Origin of the sequence: Microbispora sp. NPDC088329, from assembly GCF_040685655.1 — a bacterium.
Classification (GTDB): Bacteria; Actinomycetota; Actinomycetes; order Streptosporangiales; family Streptosporangiaceae; genus Microbispora.
This window is the reverse complement of the sequence record NZ_JBFBIP010000018.1, coordinates 39,440-54,905: the sequence shown is the minus strand read 5'-3', so window position 1 is coordinate 54,905 and position 15,466 is coordinate 39,440. Positions and strand designations below refer to the sequence as shown.

Sequence of the window (15,466 nt, the reverse complement as noted above, 5' to 3'; positions counted from 1 at the left end):
ACCACCATGGCGCTGATGTCCCGTAGCCACTGCGAGGTGAACGTCCACGACGGGACGTTCTTCGTCGTCGATGTGTCGTTCTCCTGGGACCCCTTCGAGCCGTCCGGCCACTGCGGCCTCAGACTCTCGGCCGAGGACGACCTCGTGAGCGTCACGCTCGAAGCGTGGGGCGACGAGCCGGGGGATCAGCGCGAGGCGTGGGCGGATGTCGTCACCCGCGTCCTCCGCTCGGAGACTGGAGAAGTATGCGCGGCGGAGCTGTACACGGACGTGCAGGACGGGTTCCTGCTCCTCGGCGAGCCTGACCGGTCCTGGAACGTACGGGTGTACACGCGGGTGGACGACGAAGCGGATCCGCGGGAGCGGTTCCTGGTCCAGTTCTGGCCGCGAGGGGCCTCGACCTAGATCCAGATCTTCCCTGTGCAGGGTCGGGAGACAACAAGATCCGGCCAACTGTTGGCACGACCGCACGTGTCATGCCGCGCCTGTCGTCCCCGTCGGACGAGTCTTCCCTGCGGTGCCAGCGCCGGTCGCACGGTCTGGTGAATCGCCACGACGAGAGGACGTTCATGATGAGGCACATCCGCAGGATGTGTTACCCCCTCGCCGCCCTGGTGGCGGCGGCTGTCCCGCTGACGCTGTCCGGAGCGGTCCCGGCCGACGCCGCGCCCACCCGCCCCGAGGTCGCGGCCACGGCGGCGCAGCGGGCCGCGGCGCCGAACCCCGCGTCGTGCCCGGAGCAGGTGGCGTTGGTCAACGGCGGTTTCGAGAAGCCCGTTGTCACCGGGACGTGGGCTTCGGTCCCTGACGCCTCGCAGAACACCTCGAACGCGGTGCCGGGCTGGCGGACGACCGCCACCGATCACATGATCGAGGTCTGGAGCCCGCGGATGAACGTTCCGGCGGTCGAGGGCGCGCAGTTCGCGGAGCTGAACGCCAACCAGGTCTCGACCCTCTACCAGGACCGTCCGACCACGCCGGGCCAGAAGCTGTACTGGCGGCTGTCCCACCGCGGGCGTCTCGGCACCGACCAGATGGCGCTGGACATCGGCGCCCCCTCGGGCCCCACCCAGCAGGGGACGATGTCCGACGGCACCGGGAAGTGGGGCACCTACTACGGCACCTACACCGTGCCCGCCGGCCAGACGACCACCAGGTTCGCCTTCCGTTCCATTTCCGCCGCCGGAGGCAACGCGTCGGTCGGCAACTTCCTCGACGACGTCTTCTTCGGCACCCCGCCGTGCGTGGTCGTCACCAAGTCCGCGAGCCCGCAGGGGCCGGTCGACGTCGGCGACGAGATCACCTACCGGCTGACCGCGGTCAACAAGGGCGGCGACGTCGCGCAGAATGTCCGGCTCACCGACAAGGTCCCGGCCGGGACCACCTACGTGCCCGGCTCGCTGCGCGTCGTGAGCGGCCCCAACAGCGGCGCCATGACCGACCAGGCAGGCGACGACCAGGCCGAGTTCGACGCCGCCACCGGTGCCGTCACTTTCAGGCTGGGAGACGGCGCCACGGGCACGACGGGAGGCAAAGTGGCCAACGACACCACCTTGCCGGACGGCATCACCGTGGAGTTCCGGGTCAAGGCAGGCAGGCCGGTCGCGGGCAAGCAGGTCGTCAACAGCGGCACGGTCGCCTACGAGAACCGGCTCGGACCCGAGCCCGAGCCGCTGACCTCCACCAGCGGTGACGCCGTCACCGAGGTCAACCCGGCCGTCGACCTGAGCGTGGTCAAATCCGCGGACAAGACCGAGGTCACCGTGGGCGAGACCGTCACCTATCGCGTCACGGTCGCCAACGCCGGGCCCAGCGACGCCACCGGGGTCGTCGTCAAGGACGCCCTGCCGGCCACCCTCGCTCTCCTGGCGGCCACGCCCTCGACCGGCACGTACGCCGGGGGCACGTGGACCGTGGGGACGCTCGCCGCCGGCGCGACGGCCACACTGGTCGTCCACGCGAAGGCCACCGCGGTCGGGGAGACGGTCAACACCGCGGCCGCCGGTGGTAAGGAGCTCGACCTCGACCCCGCCGACAACAGGGACGCGGTCAAGGTCTGCGTCCAGCGCGAGCCGTTCTGCCCGTACTGCACGCCCGGGAAGTAGGGCACCGGCGAGTGACCGGCTGAGACCGGGAGCCGCCCCGCCGTGGCCCGCGTCCCACGGCGGGGTGGCGACCGCCGGGACTACCGTCGTGCCGAGGACACGCTACGACGGAGAGGATCCCCCATGGCAGGCACTCTTGTGGACGAGCTGTACGAGGCCGAGAGGCGGTTGCAGAACGCGCAGCTCACCGGTGACGTCGAGGAGCTCGACCGGCTGCTCGACGAGCGGCTCGTCTTCACGGGACCGCCGGACGGCCGGCTGCACCCGGAGGCCAAGCAGCTCGATCTCCACAACCACCGCTCGCGTACGCAGGTGATGACGAAGGTGGCCGAGGAGGACCTCACCGTCGTCGTCGCGGGGACGACCGGAGTCACGTGTTTCCTCGGCACCCTCGAAGGCTCCTTCGCGGGCGAGCCGTTCGCCGGGCGGCTGCGCTACACGCGCACGTGGGTGCACACCGGCGAGCACGGCTGGCGCGTCCTGGCGGCCCACGCCAGCGAGGCGTGACGCGAGGCCCGAAATCGCGAGGCCCTTCCGGACCACCCGGAGGGGCCTTCGCGCGTACCGGGCCGGAAACACGCGAGCAAGGGATCGCCGGAAATACACGAGCAACGGGTCGCCGGGAACACGAGACCGGCGAATCGCGGGAAATCCGCGAGCAGCGGATCGGCGGGGGCGCGCGTTCACACTGCATGGACCGTGAATCCCTACGGCTGACGGCGCTCGCGCCGCCCGAGCCGCCTCCCGAGGCCGATCTGGCGGGCCTGTACCGCGAGCACCGGGTCGGCCTGGTGCGGCTCGCGGTGCTGCTCGTCGGCGACCTGGAGACGGCGGAGGACGTGGTGCAGGACGTCTTCGCCCGGCTGCACGGCCGGCGGCGGCCTCCGGACCTGACGCTCGCCTACCTGAGGACCTGCGTGCTCAACGGGTCGCGCTCGGTGCTGCGCCGCCGCGCGGTCATGCTGCGCCGCACGCAGCGGGTCACCGACCTCGCCGACTCGGCGGAGACCGCCGTCCTCATCGGCGAGTCCCGCAGGCAGGTGCTGCTGGCGCTGGCCCGGCTGCCCCGGCGCCAGCGGGAGGCGCTGGTGCTGCGTTACTACCTCGACCTGGCGGACTCCGAGATCGCCCTGGTCATGGGGGTGGGGCAGAGCACCGTCAGATCCACGACCGCACGAGCCCTGGCCAGGCTCCTTCGCGAACTGGGAGAGGACTAATGAGCGAGCGTAGCGAGCGAATCAGGGAACACCGAGCCCGGCGAGGCGCCGAATCGCGCTCCTCCGGCACGGCCCGGCTCCGAGCCGAGGGCGAGGAGAGGGCATGAGCGCCATCGAGGATCGGCTCCGCGACGCCATGGCGGCCCGCGCGCGTACGGTGCCGGACGACGGCCTCGACCACGCGCTGCCCGCGCCACACCGCACCCGGCCGCGCGGCCTCGCGATCGCCGCAGCGGCGCTCGCGGTGGCGGGCACGATCGTGGGCGTGGCACGGCTCGCGCAGCCCTCTCCTGACCCCCGGGAGGCCGGCCTCGCCGCGATTCCGCTGAGCGGCGCCGCGGCCTCGTCCGACATGGTCGACATCTCGGTCTACCTCTGTACGAAGCATCCGGCGTTCGCGAGCTGTAAGGGCCGCGCGGTCACCGACAGGGAGAGGGGGCATATCGAGCAGGCTCTCCGGGCCCGCCCCGATGTGCGGACCATCGTGTTCGAGGACCAGCGGACGGCGCTCGAGAACTTCCGCAGACAGGAGCGGAACGCCGCGTTGCTGAAGGTGGTCAGGGCCGAGGACATGCCCGAGTCCTTCCGTCTGAAAGTCGCGCCCGGCGCCGACCACCTGGCCGTGGCCAGGGCGGCCAAGGACCTGCCCGGCGTGTCCAGCGTCATCGACGAGAAGTGCTCGAGAGAGGAGATCGCCCGGTCGGCGCAACTCTCCGGACGATGCGACTTCCTCGGCAGGCGACGCTGAGCCTGCCCGGCACGCGGAAGGGGCACGGGCGGGATCGCCCGTGCCCCTCATGGCCCTCACCGGCTGTCAGGACCTCGTTGCCCGGCTCACTCACATGCCTCGCTGCTGGAGGAGGAGTGCATCATGGGCCGGCTCAAACTGACCTGCCGGCTTTCGGTGACGTACCGCGTCTCGGTGATCGGGCGCTGGTAGGTCATCATGCGCGTGTAGCTGACCGGACGGCTTTCGCTGACGAAGTGCGTGGACTTCACCGCGTGCGTCTCCGGCACCATCCGGGTGTAGCTGATCGGACGGCTCTCTGTGACGTACCGCGTCTGCGTGATCGGGCGCTGGAAGGTCTCCTGGTGGGTGACCGGCCGGCTCTCCGTGACGTACCGCGTCTCGGTGACGGGCCGCTGGTAGGTCACCTGGCGGGTGACCGGGCGGCTCTCGGTGACGTAGCTCACCACCGGACGCTGGTAGGTGACGTACCGCGTCACCGGACGCGACTCGGTGACGTACCGCGTCTGGGTGACCGGGCGCTGGAAGGTCTCCTGGCGGGTGACCGGACGGCTCTCGGTGACCATGCGCGTGTAGGTCACGGGGCGCTGGTAGGTCATCTGGCGCGTTTCCGTGACCGGACGCATCCGGGTGACGAGCCGCGTCTCTGTGACCGGGCGCTGGAAGGTGACCTGCCGGGTGAACGTGACCGGGCGGCTCTCGGTCACCATGCGCGTCTGCGTGACCGGCCGCTGGTAGGTGATCGTCCGCGTGTAGCTGATCGGACGGCTGTACGACGACCGCTCGGGCAGCGACGACTCGCTCAGCGACGAGCGCAGTGACGACTCGCGCAGCGAGGCCCGTGAGTGGTGGTAGGCGAGGTTGCTCTGGGACTGGTTGCCGCTCGACTCCTCGCTCGATGAACCTTCCTGGGCGCTCTCCCGCCCGTACCCGCTCTCCTCCTCGTACGCGCGTCCGCTCTGCTCGGCCGCCTCTTCCGACTCTTCGCCGAGGCTGGCGCCCGGCTCCTCGGCCCGCGGCGCGCTCAGCGCGGCGGCGAGGCCGGAGGGGTGGGCGGCGGTGGAGGCCGATGCGATGGCCGGCCAGAGCGTAATCGCGGACAGGACTGCCGGACCCAGCAGTAATGAGAATCGAGTGCCGTGCATAGAGATACTCCTCTCCGATCAGCGATCGGGTGTATCTCAATCGTTGGCACCCGGGCCGGAGCCCGTCCAGGCGAGTTGACCCGTCCTAGGCCCTTCGCATCGCCACTTCATGTATTCCGATGGGCGTGTGCCTCGAATATGTGCCGGATGACCGGAAACCGTTTTGCCGTCCGCTGCCGGGCGTAATACCGTCGCACTTGTTGCCGACACGTTTACCTGTTACGCATTGCGTATTTTCCCGGTTGGCTGCGTCGGACTTTCGCTTCCGCGGGTCAGCGACGGGCGATGACGGCGTACCGCTCGTCGTGGATCGGCTTGCCCCACAGCACGGGATCGGTCAGCGGCTCCGCCCGCACGCTCGCGGCGTACGGCCGCAGCACCTCCACGAGGGGCTCGGCGCTCACTCCGCCGAGCCAGGGCAGGGAGCCCGCGCCCGGCACGTACGGCGGGCCGTCCCCGGAGGCCCGCCAGTTGCCCTCGATGAGGATCAGCCGGCCGTGCGGGCGCAGCAGGCTCAGCCAGGTGCGCAACGCGCGTTCCGGCGCGGGCAGGGTCCACAGGAGGTGCCGGGCCAGGACGACGTCGAAGGAGAGGCCGGCGGCGGCCGGAGGGGCGCTCGCGTCCCCGGTGAGGACGCGTCCCGTGAAGCCCGCCGCGGCGAGTTTGCGCCGCGCCACCTCGGCCATACGGGGGGACAGATCCACGCCCACCGGCCGGTGTCCCTGCTCGGCCAGCAGCAGCGTCAGCGAGCCGGTGCCACAGCCCAGGTCGAGGACGTCGGCCGGGGGCCGCGGCATCCAGGACCGCAGCCGTCCCGCCCAGGCCGCGCGGACCCGGAGGTCGCGAAGCCCGTGGTCGGCTTCGTCGTCGAAGGTGTCTGCCTCCGCGTCCCAGTAGGAGGCGATCGACTGGGGATCCAGATCGGGCACGACCGCATCTTGTCACCCGCTGCCGACAAAAGTGGATGCCAAGAGTAACGCGTGTGATGTCCGCAGGGGTCAGACGGCCCACGGGGGTGAACGGTTCACTTCCACGAGGCTCCGCACACGTCAGGACCCCGGCAGGAGAGTCTCCTGCCGGGGTCCCGCACGTGTGGTGCCGGTGCCGGGTCGCCTCTCGGCGAAAGGCACAACGCGGCTCCAGCCGAACGGTAGTCCGCGAAGGCAAATTAGGTGAGGCCCGGGGACACCTGCACACCGGCCACGCTTCATCCAACCACGTGCCCGCCCCTGTTGTTCCCGGGCCACGCCATCTTTTTCCGGTCCGATCTTCGGAGTCCGGTCCTCAACCGCGGAGGAAGAGGGTCTTTCCGGACCTGCCGGGGTAGACGACGACCAGGTGCTCCTCGACCGGGTAGTCGGTGTCGTACTTCGCGGCCTCCTCCTGTTTCCGCATGTAGACGCGCACGCGGTAACGCCCGGGTCCGGCGGCGGCGAGGCCGGGGACGACGTCCGACTCCCCGTCCGCCGGACAGACCAGGGGCACCCTGTCCGGACAAAGATCGCGACGTCGGTAAGTGGACATACCACTTGAAAAGGGGTTGCCCTGCCGCCCCGTGCTCCGGGAGCCTCCCTCCTGTGGAGCGAGTGATTCTGGCCGGGGCGGACGGCGCCCCGGCCTTCAGCTATGTCGAGGACGAGCGGTACGGCCTGCCGTGTGCCGACCTGGTCGAGGTCGTGGGCCCGGGGGCGATCGACGCGATCATGACGAAGCTGCCGGGCTGGGCGGTGGCGGGGCCGGTCGACCTGGGCGAGGCGCTCGTCGCGGGCGGCGCCCGCGTCATGCGGCACGCCCACGAGATGACCTGCGAGCTGCGTACGGCGCCGCCGGCCGAGACCGGCGCCCCCGGCGGCTTCCGGTTCGCGCCCTGCGACCGCTCGGCGGAAGAGGTGTTCGCGGCGTGGCGGGCGGCTTATCCGCCGGGCCACCCGGACCACAGGGACGTGGACGACGCCGCCGCGCTGCGCGACCAGCTCACCCCGTTGCTCGCGGGAAAGATGACGGGCGAGGTCCTGCCCTGCAGCCTGCTCGCCCTCGACGAGGCCGGCGACGTCGCCGGCGGCGTCGTGGTCACCCTCTTCCACGGCCTTCCCTGGGTGGCCGAGGTCTTCCGCCATCCCGCCCGAACGCCCTCCGGCCTCGGCGCACGCATGCTGGCCGCCGTACGGGACAGGGCGGCGGCAGACGGACTGGAGCGGCTGGGCCTGGTCGTTTCCGAGGGCAATCCGGCCAGACGCGTGTACGAACGGCTCGGGTTCACCCTGGTCGCCAGCTCGATGACGGTCGTCATCCCAGGCCGATCGATGTGACGAACTCCTTCAACTCCCGTTCGTAACGCCCGGGATCGGCGTTCCAGGAGCCCGTGTGCCCGCCTCCGCTCGTCCGTACGAGCCTGACGATGTCGGGGCGGGCCTCGGCGAACCGCAGCGCCGGGCCGGTCGGCACGGTCGCGTCGTCGTCGTCCACGTAGAGCAGCGTGGGGATCCGGAACTCGCGGGCGTGCCGCAGGTGGTCGACGTCGTCGAACGACAGGCCGGTGCGCCGCTCGACGGCCCATTCGCCGACCGACACGAGGAAGCCGGGCACGCCCATCTGCTCGGCCCCGAGGGCGATCGGCGCCCGCCAGTCGATGACCGGGCTGTCCAGGATCATGGCCTTGATCGGCTCGCCCGGCAGGTGGCGTACGGCCATCGGCACGATGCCCCCGCCCATCGACCAGCCGTACAGGACGATCCCGGTCGCGCCCCGGCTCCTGGCGTACGTGATCGCCGCGGCCACGTCCTGCCACTCGGTGGCGCCGAGGTGGAACCTGCCGTCCGGGCTCGCCGGGGCGTCCTCGTCGTTGCGGTAGGTGATGCCCAGCACCGGCATCCCCAGGCTGTGGAAAACCGGCAGCACGCGCAGCGCCTCCGCCGGGCCGCCGTTGCGGCCGTGCACGGCGATGACCCAGGTCGTCGAGGTGCCCTCGGTCCGCCAGCCGGGGAAGTCGCCGAGCGGCGAGGGGATCCGCACGTCCTGGTACGGCACGCCGGCGGCGGCCGGGGTCGCGTGGCCCCACAGCCAGCGGTCGAGGTAGGCGTGCACCCCCGGACGCAGCTCGCCGCGGACGACCTCGGTGACCTTCCTGGTCACCGTGCCGGCCCCGGTCGCGATCACCTGTCCCACCAGTGCGTTGCCGTCCGCCCAGGTCAGACCGTACGTGCCGGGGGCGTCCGTGTCGGCGCCGCCCTTGATCGTGACCTGGTCGCCGCTGACGGCCGTCACCTCAAGGGGATAGCCGGAGGTGTGGACGGGGTCGATCACGAGGCCGGAGTAGTACCAGCCCGCGCCGCCGACGGCGGCCACGGCGAGCACCACGACGACGGCGAGCGTCCACAGCAGGCGGCGGCGCCACCGTGTCGTCCTGCGCATGGCCCAGAATCTACTGGGCCTTTTGCAGTTGGTTAAGTGCGGATGACGCCTTTCGTGCGCATAAGGAACTCACCGAGGTAGGCGTCGTGCGGGACCCACGCCGGCATCAGATAGGTGGGGGTGTCGCCCAGGTAGATGTTCCTGATCGTGGGGTCCTCCACCAGGCGGTCGATCAGCTCGTCGTCCTCGGTGATCGCGGTCAGCACCAGCGTGTTCCGCAGCGGCTCGATGCCGTCCGCGGGGCTCCAGGGCGCGAACCACACGCAGGGGAACGACAGCTCGATCCCCGTCTGGGGCGCGTCCGGCCGGTCCACCCAAAAGACGGCCGGCCGCAGGACCGCGGCGCCGTCGCCCAGGTCGTCCACCACGCCGTCGCCGCCGAGCACCGGCGTCGCGCCGTTCACGTGGTCGAGCAGGTACTTCTCGATCGCGTGCGCGTCCGCGACCGGCTGCACGGGCAGCACCGCGCCGTCGTCCTCCGGCGGCAGGCTCGGGATCGCGGCGAGCCGTTCCGCGACGGCCTCGGCCACCGGCGCGGGGTCGCCCTCCACGAAGACGGCGGTCGTGTTCACGCAGGCCGTTCCCCCGAAGGCGCTGACCGACTCCACGATCGTGCCGAGGTGGGACTCCCAGTCGTCCCCGGTGAGCAGGATCTTGGACCGTCCCGGGCCCTGCGGCAGCACCCTGACGTCGTTGCCGTACTTGTTCACGACCTCCTCGCCGCCGTACACCATGGCGAGGTCCGCGTCGCGGATGATGTCGTCGGCCACCGCGTAGTCGGTCGGCAGGAGCACCACCTGGTCCTCGCCGAACCCCGATTCCCGTAACGCCGTGATCAGGCGGTGCGGGGTGAACGGCTCGCGCCGGGAGGGGCGCACCGCGACCCGGTAGCCGAGCGCCAGGGCCTCCAGCCACAGCGTGTGCACGCCCGGGTGGTTGCCCGCCGCGTGTACGGCGAAGACGTCGCCACGCCGCGTCCAGACCGCCTGGCCGTTGCAGGTGAGCGGGTCCCGCCAGTCGTCCACCGCGCCCTCGGGCCGGGCGTATCGGGTGGTGCGGTACGCCTCGCCGGCGCGCCGCCCGATGCCCGAGGTCGCCGAGCGGACCACGGTGATCGGCATTCCCGAGACGCGGCTGACGATGTGCTGGTACTCCTCGGCCGGAACGCCGTTCACCGTGCCCGTCGCGAAGAGCCGTCCCGCGCGGGTGAGGGCCGCCGTCCGCTCGCGGGTCGGCAGGGTCCGCGCCTCGCGCAGGGCCGCCATCGTCCGCTGGACGAACAGCCGCGGCACCAGGCTCAGCTCGGCGACCGGCGGCCCGGTCAGCTCGGTGATCGTCAGCCGGCTGCGGCTGCGGTAGGGCCCGCCCGCGCCCAGGGCGTCGAGCCGGATGAGCTCTTCCATCAGTACACCCCCTCGATGACCTGCTCGTTGTCGAAGACCGGGAGCGGGCCGACGTCGGCGACGGAGTCGCCCATCTGTCCCGGCGGCGGCGCCACGCGGGTCGCCAGGTCGCGTTCGAGGTTGTTGGGCAGCAGGAAGCTCTTGCTGACGTGGTGCATCACCACCTGACCGCGGTCGCCGTACCCGACGACCTCCCCGGTCTCCTGGTCCACCACCGAGAACGTGATGTAGGGCGAGAACGTGTCGAAGATGACGAGGTCCTCCTCCGGTGGCGAGACCCGCTCGCCCAGCCCGCCGAGGATCATCGTGCTGCCGTACGTGCCGTACAGCTTGACCTCGGGGAACACCTCGGTGCGGAGCAGGTAGCGGGTGTCGGGGTCCATGTGCGCGCCGCCCCAGCCGATGGCGGCGATCTTCGAATTGATCAGGTCGACGAGCTCGTTCCTGCGGGCCAGCCGGGTCAGCAGCGGCGGTGTGGTCACCAGGACCCGCACGTCCTGGGTCCGCAGGACGTAGGTGCTCTGGTCGATCAGGTGCTCGGCGTAGCGCTCGGCCTCCTCGCCGCGGCCCTCGGCGATGCACCTCTTCACCCATCGCGGGTCCATGTCGACGGTGAACCGGATGCCGCCGCGTCGCACGGCCTGCCAGCGGACCAGCTCGCCGAAGACGTGCGGCCCGGTCGGGCCGAGCGACAGCCAGTGACCGCCCTCGGGATAGCCCCTCGCCCGCAGGTCCTGCTCGGTGCGGTGCATGAGCCGTTCCATCCAGTCCCGCAGCAGCACGACACGCTTGGGCGGCCCGGTCGTGCCCCCGCTCTCGTACACGCCGACCACGTCGGCGTCCGGCCCGTACCCGCGGGGGATGAGGTCCTCCACCCGGACGTCGCGCAGCTCGTTGGCCACATTGGGGAACCGGCGCAGATCGTCGAAGGTGCGCACGTCCTCGCGCGGGTCGAAGCCAAGCGTCTTCGCCCGCTCCAGCCAGAACGGCGAGCCGGTTTCCGGGCTGAAGTGCCATCGCATCGCGGCCTCGATGAACTCCGGGCCCTCCGGAACCTGGTCGAGCGGGCAGTCGAGAATCGGATCTGCTGCCATATCCCGCCCCTTTGACTTGGAAATCCCCTGAAAAGCCAGGCTATTTCCGGGTGATTCGCTACCAGGTCAAGAGATTTCGGGACTGCGGAAAAGGTTGCGCGAACCCGGCCGGGGGCCGCCGGGCGCGGGCGCCAGGGCGAAGTCCCAGGGGCCGGGCCTCAAGTGCCGGGTGCCAGGGCGGGGTCTCAAGGGCCGGGTTTCACTGCGCGGGGTTTCAAGGGCGGGGTCTCAAGGGCGGGGTCTCAAGGGCGGGGCGACGCGCGCTGCCAGAGCCGGCCGTGGCCCTTGCCGGTCCCCGCCCGGCACTTCGGGCACACCCGCCGCACCTCGTCGGCCGCGCCGCCGGATTCTGGGAAGGAGTCCGGCCAGGGGATGTGGTGGAAGCGGTACAGCCGCGACCGGCTGAGCGCGAGCCCGCACACGGTCTGGTTGGTGCCGGGCCACCAGGCGTGCGCCTCGCCCGCGGGCTTGCGCACGCCGTCCTCGTCCCGCCACTCGCCGGAAGCGGCCACAGAGGGCTCCCCACGCGGCATCGCCCGCCTCCTCACGTCTCCGCCGCATGGTTCCCGTACGAGCCGGGGCGAATCGTCAGCAGGGCACCTTGACGCGGGGAACGCCGGGCGCGAGAGGGGGCAGGGCCCGCGCGACGTCCACTTTCAGGACCGCCCTGGAACCGATCACCGCCCCCTTCGGGGTGCGCATCGTCACCTTTCTCGGCTTCCTGTCCCGTTCGAGCTCACGGCGCAGCGTCTCGGCGTCGATCCCTTTGGACACCCCGCCCCGGACGAGGCGATCGATGTCCGCGTCGCTCAGGGGCCGGCTCGTGAACGAACTCGTCCTGTCGCGGGTCGCCACCGTACGCTCGCCCAGGTAGCGGTAGGTGCTCTTGTCGAAGACGAGCTCGGTCCTGGTGTGCTCCTCCTCCATCGTGACCCCGACGCCGTGCCTGCCCGCCGCGTCCACGGCGTCCGGCACCAAGGTGATCCCGTCGACTCCGGCGGCGATCCGGAACAGCGCCGCCGTGAGAGAGGGGCGGAAGACGCTCTCGCGGACGAAGGTTCCGACGGCTCCCCAGAGCCGCAGATGATCCGGCACGGCCATGGCCTTGGCCGCCTCGATCTCGAGCCGCCGCCGCAGATAGGCCTCGTCGAGGGGCCAGGTGGCCATCCGGGAGGCGGTGACAGGATCGGCCGACGGGCAGGCGGGAGTCTCGGTCAGCGTGTCCGCGGGCTTCCTGTCGAACTGCGGCCGCGGGCTGGGCAGCGCGATGCCCGGAACCGGAGCCGCACTGATCTGGCGTTCCCGGCTGAGCCAGGGTCCGGTGCCGCCGGCCGGGATCCAGCGCTCCTCGGTGCCGGTGACCTGCATGCCGGCACCCTCCATGGACACGTAGCTCATCGTGCGCATCTCGAGGTGGACGTACTCCCCGGGGCGAGGCCGTAGCTCCGGCTCGGCCGCGGCGGTCCGTGCGGCGCGTTCCAGGAGCTCACGCGCGTTCGCCGGGGGCGCGGCCGGCAGCCCGGCGACGCCTCGGGAGTCGGAACCGTCCGGCCGGATCCCGGCCACAAGCACGCCCGCGGTGAGCGCGGCGGCCACGCCGCCCGCAAGCGCGATCTTCAGTCCTGCCCGGGGGACTCGCAGCCGCCGGGCCCGCGGCTGCGGCGCCCGGGCCGCGGCCAGCAGCGCGCCGCGCGCGTCGCGCAGGTCCTCGTGCGAACCCTCGGGCGCCTCGGCCCACAGTCGTCTGACCGCGGTGATCTCATCCATCGTGGCCCTCCTTGTTCGTCAGCGCCTCGCGGATCTTCCTGCGGGCCCTGTTGAGTCGTGAGCGGACGGTGCCGAGGGGGATGCCGAGCGCCCGCGACACCTCCTCATAGGTCAGGTCGGCCCAGGCGACGAGCAGCAGCACATGTCGGTCGCCCGGTTTCAGCGCGGCGAGCGCCGCCGCGAGCGGCCGGTTCACCGCCAGCGTCGTCACCCCGTCCTCCACCAGGCCGCCGGAGACGGTGGCCGGATGGACGCCGCTGCGGACGTACGCCCGGTAGACGGTGAGCTCGCTGCGCCGCCGCTTGCCGATGACGTTGGAGGCGATGCCGTACAGCCACGGACGGGCGTCGGCGTGCCGGACGTCGTAGCGACGCCGGCTCTGGAACGCGGCGAGGAACGTCTCGGACACCACGTCCTCGGCGTTGTCCGGCCCCAGGCGCCGGGCGGCGTACCGGTGCAGGGAGGGCGCGTGCCGGTCGAAGAGCACGGCGAAGACCTCGGGCTCCCGCAACGACCGCTGGATCAGCGCCGTGTCTTCGGCGTCAACGGCCGTGGCGGAATCGGGCATGGATCGTGGGCCTCTTCATCGGTCGCCTTTCGCGACGGCGGGTAGGGTCGCCCGTTATTACCGTCCACTCCCGGAATGGTTCACGGTGCTGCGCGGATCGTCCGACCGGATCGGCGGTGGCGACTGCTCCATACGAACACTTAGCCACTAACCGTTCCTGTGGCTCGGGGATGGGAACGCTTCGGGGCCGGCCGGCTCACCTGCGGGCTCGGCCTGGAAGATCTCGCCTCGGTGGGACCGGCGGCCGGCGGAAAACGAGATGCCGTGCGCAAAAGTGATGAGTAGCCTGCGCGGGAAGCGCAAGACCATATCCGAGCAGGAGATTCGCGGTGGGACACGTCGAGGTCGGGCATCTGACGCATGTGCTGCCGGACGGCAGGATGCTGCTGAACGACGTGTCGTTCCGCGTGGGGGAGGGGGTCAAAGCGGCCCTGGTCGGCCCGAACGGCGCGGGCAAGACGACCCTGCTCCGGATGATCGCGGGTGATCTCCAGCCGGTCGAGGGCACGGTTGCCCATTCGGGCGGCCTCGGGGTGATGCGGCAGTTCGTCGGCAACATCAGGGACGGCCGCACGGTCCAGGACCTGCTGCTCAGCGTCGCGCCGGAACGTGTCAGGACGGCGGCGGAACGGCTCGACGCCGCCGAGCTCGCGATGATGGAGCGGGACGACGAGAAGACCCAGATGCGGTACGCCCAGGCGATCACCGACTACGGCGACGCCGGGGGCTACGACATCGAGGTGCTCTGGGACGCCTGCGCGATGGCCGCGCTCGGCGCGCCGTACGACACAGTGAAGTATCGCGAGGTCGCCACGCTGTCCGGCGGCGAGCAGAAGAGGCTGGTGCTGGAGGCGCTGCTGCGCGGCCCCGACCAAGTGCTGCTGCTCGACGAGCCGGACAACTACCTCGACGTGCCGGGCAAGGTGTGGCTGGAGACGGCGCTGCGCGAGACGCCCAAGACGGTGCTGCTGGTCTCCCACGACCGCCAGCTCCTGGCCAACGCCGCCGACCGGATCGTGACGGTCGAGTCGGGCAACGTCTGGATCCACGGCGGCGGCTTCGCGACGTACGCCGATGCGCGGCGGGAGCGCAACGAGCGGCTCGACGAGCTGCGCAGGCGCTGGGACGAGGAGCACGTCAAGCTCAAGCGCCTGGTGGTCATGCTCAGGCAGAAGGCCACCTACAACGACGGCATGGCCGCGGCCTACCACGCGGCGCAGACCCGGCTGCGCCGGTTCGAGGAGGCGGGGCCGCCCGAGCTCGCGGCGAAGGACCAGGTCATCAGCATGCGGCTGCGCGGCGGCCGTACGGGCAAGCGCGCGGTGATCTGCGAGGGCCTGGAGCTGACCGGCCTGATGAAGCCCTTCGACCTCGAGGTCTGGTACGGCGAGCGGGTCGCCGTGCTCGGCTCGAACGGCTCCGGCAAGTCGCACTTCCTGCGGCTGCTCGCGGGGGAGGGCGTGCGGCACACCGGGCTTGTCAGGCTCGGCGCGCGGGTCGTCCCCGGGCACTTCGCTCAGACCCACGCCCGGCCCGAACTGCTCGGCCGTACGCCGTGCGAGATCGTCATGACCGAGCACGCCCGGCTGAAGAACGAGGCGATGAAGGCGCTGGCCCGCTACGAGCTCGCCGGCCGGGTGGCCGAGCAACGGTTCGAGACGCTGTCGGGCGGTCAGCAGGCCCGCCTGCAGATCCTGCTGCTCGAACTGTCGGGCGCCACGCTGCTGCTGCTCGACGAGCCGACCGACAACCTCGACCTGGCCAGCGCGGAGGCCCTGCAGCAGGGCCTGGACGCCTTCGACGGCACCGTGCTGGCGGTGACCCACGACCGCTGGTTCGCGGCCGACTTCGACCGCTACCTCGTCTTCGGCTCCGACGGCAGGGTGTACGAGTCGCCGGAGCCGGTCTGGGACGAGACACGCGTGGTCCGCCCGCGATAGACGGCCGGTAAAGATACCGGCGGGAGCGCGCGTGTCCCGGAGGTGGCGTCCCATTCAGCGGTTATGAC

General features: G+C 71.2%; 16 protein-coding genes. 7 read left to right on the top strand and 9 right to left on the bottom strand.

The features are described 5' to 3' along the window. The first annotated feature begins 15 nt into the window (after positions 1 to 15). The 5 genes from AB0O28_RS28510 to AB0O28_RS28490 all read left to right on the top strand — a co-directional run bounded on the left by AB0O28_RS28510 (position 16) and on the right by AB0O28_RS28490 (position 4,070). The gene (locus tag AB0O28_RS28510) at positions 16 to 405 is read left to right on the top strand and encodes a hypothetical protein (RefSeq protein WP_363645408.1); all 390 of its coding nucleotides are present in this window, start codon (positions 16 to 18) and stop codon (positions 403 to 405) included. Positions 406 to 569: 164 nt separating this feature from the next. Then, positions 570 to 2,105, top strand: a complete 1,536-nt coding sequence (locus AB0O28_RS28505; protein ID WP_363645406.1) for a DUF11 domain-containing protein — start codon at positions 570 to 572, stop codon at positions 2,103 to 2,105. 123 nt (positions 2,106 to 2,228) lie between these two features. After that, the gene (locus tag AB0O28_RS28500) at positions 2,229 to 2,612 is read left to right on the top strand and encodes a nuclear transport factor 2 family protein (RefSeq protein ID WP_363645404.1); all 384 of its coding nucleotides are present in this window, start codon (positions 2,229 to 2,231) and stop codon (positions 2,610 to 2,612) included. Positions 2,613 to 2,797: 185 nt separating this feature from the next. Continuing rightward, entirely contained in the window at positions 2,798 to 3,322 is a 525-nt protein-coding gene (locus AB0O28_RS28495) for a sigma-70 family RNA polymerase sigma factor (RefSeq protein ID WP_363645402.1), read from the top strand. A 103-nt stretch (positions 3,323 to 3,425) separates the two neighbouring features. Further along, positions 3,426 to 4,070 (top strand): permease-like cell division protein FtsX, encoded by a 645-nt coding sequence (locus AB0O28_RS28490; protein ID WP_363645400.1) that lies wholly within the window; start codon positions 3,426 to 3,428, stop codon positions 4,068 to 4,070. Between the two features lie 86 nt (positions 4,071 to 4,156). Here AB0O28_RS28490 and AB0O28_RS28485 read toward each other — a convergent pair whose 3' ends face one another. The 3 genes from AB0O28_RS28485 to AB0O28_RS28475 all read right to left on the bottom strand — a co-directional run bounded on the left by AB0O28_RS28485 (position 4,157) and on the right by AB0O28_RS28475 (position 6,700). After that, complete coding sequence (locus AB0O28_RS28485) at positions 4,157 to 5,215, bottom strand: hypothetical protein (protein ID WP_363645398.1); 1,059 nt, start codon at positions 5,213 to 5,215, stop codon at positions 4,157 to 4,159. A gap of 272 nt (positions 5,216 to 5,487) precedes the next feature. Continuing rightward, positions 5,488 to 6,144, bottom strand: a complete 657-nt coding sequence (locus AB0O28_RS28480) for a class I SAM-dependent methyltransferase (RefSeq protein ID WP_363645396.1) — start codon at positions 6,142 to 6,144, stop codon at positions 5,488 to 5,490. A 355-nt stretch (positions 6,145 to 6,499) separates the two neighbouring features. Beyond that, complete coding sequence (locus AB0O28_RS28475) at positions 6,500 to 6,700, bottom strand: hypothetical protein (protein ID WP_363645394.1); 201 nt, start codon at positions 6,698 to 6,700, stop codon at positions 6,500 to 6,502. Between the two features lie 92 nt (positions 6,701 to 6,792). Here AB0O28_RS28475 and AB0O28_RS28470 point away from each other — a divergent pair, with 92 nt between their 5' ends. Continuing rightward, on the top strand, positions 6,793 to 7,524 hold the full coding sequence (locus AB0O28_RS28470; RefSeq protein ID WP_363645392.1) for a GNAT family N-acetyltransferase: 732 nt from the start codon (positions 6,793 to 6,795) through the stop codon (positions 7,522 to 7,524). On the opposite strand, the gene AB0O28_RS28465 is transcribed toward AB0O28_RS28470, so the two are convergent. The 6 genes from AB0O28_RS28465 to AB0O28_RS28440 form a co-directional block, all read right to left on the bottom strand. Then, positions 7,502 to 8,626, bottom strand: coding sequence for a prolyl oligopeptidase family serine peptidase (locus AB0O28_RS28465; RefSeq protein WP_363645390.1), 1,125 nt, complete (start codon positions 8,624 to 8,626; stop codon positions 7,502 to 7,504). The genes AB0O28_RS28470 and AB0O28_RS28465 overlap by 23 nt on opposite strands. Positions 8,627 to 8,658: 32 nt before the next feature. Further along, positions 8,659 to 10,029: an aldehyde dehydrogenase family protein gene (locus AB0O28_RS28460; RefSeq protein ID WP_363645388.1), complete on the bottom strand. Its 1,371-nt coding sequence runs from the start codon at positions 10,027 to 10,029 to the stop codon at positions 8,659 to 8,661. Continuing rightward, positions 10,029 to 11,123 (bottom strand): phenazine antibiotic biosynthesis protein, encoded by a 1,095-nt coding sequence (locus AB0O28_RS28455; RefSeq protein ID WP_363645386.1) that lies wholly within the window; start codon positions 11,121 to 11,123, stop codon positions 10,029 to 10,031. The genes AB0O28_RS28460 and AB0O28_RS28455 overlap by 1 nt, the downstream gene beginning before the upstream one ends. 242 nt (positions 11,124 to 11,365) lie before the next feature. Then, entirely contained in the window at positions 11,366 to 11,656 is a 291-nt protein-coding gene (locus tag AB0O28_RS28450) for a hypothetical protein (RefSeq protein WP_363645384.1), read from the bottom strand. 55 nt (positions 11,657 to 11,711) lie between these two features. Beyond that, positions 11,712 to 12,890: a CU044_5270 family protein gene (locus AB0O28_RS28445; protein ID WP_363645382.1), complete on the bottom strand. Its 1,179-nt coding sequence runs from the start codon at positions 12,888 to 12,890 to the stop codon at positions 11,712 to 11,714. Beyond that, positions 12,883 to 13,458 (bottom strand): RNA polymerase sigma factor, encoded by a 576-nt coding sequence (locus AB0O28_RS28440; RefSeq protein WP_363645380.1) that lies wholly within the window; start codon positions 13,456 to 13,458, stop codon positions 12,883 to 12,885. Before AB0O28_RS28440 ends, AB0O28_RS28445 begins: the two co-directional genes overlap by 8 nt. A 329-nt stretch (positions 13,459 to 13,787) precedes the next feature. On the opposite strand from AB0O28_RS28440, the gene AB0O28_RS28435 reads away from it, so the two are divergent. Next, the gene (locus AB0O28_RS28435) at positions 13,788 to 15,398 is read left to right on the top strand and encodes an ATP-binding cassette domain-containing protein (RefSeq protein ID WP_363645378.1); all 1,611 of its coding nucleotides are present in this window, start codon (positions 13,788 to 13,790) and stop codon (positions 15,396 to 15,398) included. Positions 15,399 to 15,466: the final 68 nt, after the last annotated feature.